The organism is Crocosphaera chwakensis CCY0110, assembly GCF_000169335.1.
GTDB lineage: Bacteria > Cyanobacteriota > Cyanobacteriia > Cyanobacteriales > Microcystaceae > Crocosphaera > Crocosphaera chwakensis.
Window position 1 is genome coordinate 1 of record NZ_AAXW01000148.1, and the last position, 1,558, is coordinate 1,558.

A 1,558-nucleotide genomic window follows, 5' to 3' on the forward strand; every position below is an offset into this window, starting at 1 on the left:
AAAAAGATGGCAGTGGATGTGTTGAGTGTGAGTCATGAGGAGTGTATGAGCGAAACGTTGCATGGGGTAGACTCTATGAGTCTTGAGTCAAATGGCTCTCAGGAGCTACCCATTACCCATAAGTCTGAGTCTCAGATGGAAACTGTGGTTAATCATGGGGAGAAGGAAGATAAGACTAAAACCCCCCGGAAGAGATCAAAGGGGGCTAAATCCCAGACACCGCTTAAGAAGGTTATCGTCGGCTTTGATGTGGGGAGTTCTTTGAATAAAATTCTCTATCAAGTGGAAGGATCTGATGTTCAGTATATGGTGATGGAACCGGAACATTTGGCGTTACCTCCAGAGTCAGAAGCTTCTCTACCTGTGGACTCTGGAATGGGAAGACCTGAAGATAATGCTTGGATTCAGTTTAAGAAAGGGGAAAAGTGCCATGCGGTGGGGCGTGTAGCTGATGATTTCAAAGCCTCTGTTAATTTAAAAACGTTAAAGTGGGAAATCGCTACCCCTAAGATTTTGGGAGCCATTGGAGCGATCGCAGAACGAGAAGGGTTAGGAACTGAGTTCCGTTTAGATTTAGGTGTGTTGCTGCCTTTCGGTGAGATCACTTCAACGGAACAGTTAGAGTCGGAATTAAAGTCGTCCCTGCGTGGGTTTTACTTTCGCCACCAACGTCTAAAGGTGAAGTTAGAACGATATAAGTGTGTCCCGGAAGGCAGTGGTTTGGCGATGTGGACGGGAATGAATGACCGGTCTGCTTTTACGAGAAAAATGTCGCCTTTTTGATGTTTGGCCATCGTAATACGTCGAGTCTGTTTTTTAGGAAAGGCACGTTATGTCGTCAACTTTGTAGCACCACTGAGCTTGGTTTTTATGATTTAACCGATAAAATGGGGCATAAGGTGGCAGGATTGGAAAGAAATGATGTATTAAGGGCGATTAAGACCCAACATAACGGTTATTGGAAACAAGGGTCTTGGCCGAAAAAAATTGCCAGTGAGATTAATTGGTCGGTGATTACTAAGTCGACGGATAAAGAACGAGCAGCCATTGAGGTATCGAAGCTCTCAATGGCTTACGATACGAGTTTAAGGGAATATTGGGCGTTAGTGTCTGATTGGTTAAATTCGACGTTACGGCCAAAGACAGAAATTGATGGGGTGTTCTGTTGTGGTGGGGCTGCCGAATTTTTGTTGGATTTGGTGTCTGACTATTTTGAGGGGATAGAGGTGTTAATGCCCTCGGCTTGTCCTTCGGAATTGGGAGAGGCGTTAAGGATTGATAAGGAGATGAAAGAAAATAATGAGGAGTTTCTGAAATTGAATTTGATTAACCGTTTTACGGATGTTTGGGGCTTCTTTTCGATTTTCTCTGGTTATGAAGTAGAACAAAAGGAGGTGGCCTAATGGTGTCAAAAGAAACGGATAAACATATTAAACTACGAGCGAATTCTGATTCGGGACTGGGTAAGTGTATTAGTTATTTACAGGAGAATCCTTTTAATCAACAGATGTTGGCTGCACAAACGTTAGAAGCGCGTTTTTGCCGTTTGTGATGGATA

Annotated in this window: 2 protein-coding genes and 1 pseudogene; all 3 read left to right on the top strand. The window is 43.6% G+C overall.

Annotated features, from left to right (window positions below):
• Positions 1 to 783, top strand: a pseudogene (locus CY0110_RS27690) (hypothetical protein); the annotation flags it as partial.
• A complete protein-coding gene (locus tag CY0110_RS27695; RefSeq protein WP_008278993.1) occupies positions 783 to 1,403 on the top strand; it encodes a hypothetical protein in 621 nt (206 codons plus the stop codon). The pseudogene CY0110_RS27690 and the gene CY0110_RS27695, both read left to right, overlap by 1 nt.
• The gene (locus tag CY0110_RS30645) at positions 1,403 to 1,552 is read left to right on the top strand and encodes a hypothetical protein (protein ID WP_008278994.1); all 150 of its coding nucleotides are present in this window, start codon (positions 1,403 to 1,405) and stop codon (positions 1,550 to 1,552) included. The genes CY0110_RS27695 and CY0110_RS30645 overlap by 1 nt, the downstream gene beginning before the upstream one ends.
• Positions 1,553 to 1,558: the final 6 nt, after the last annotated feature.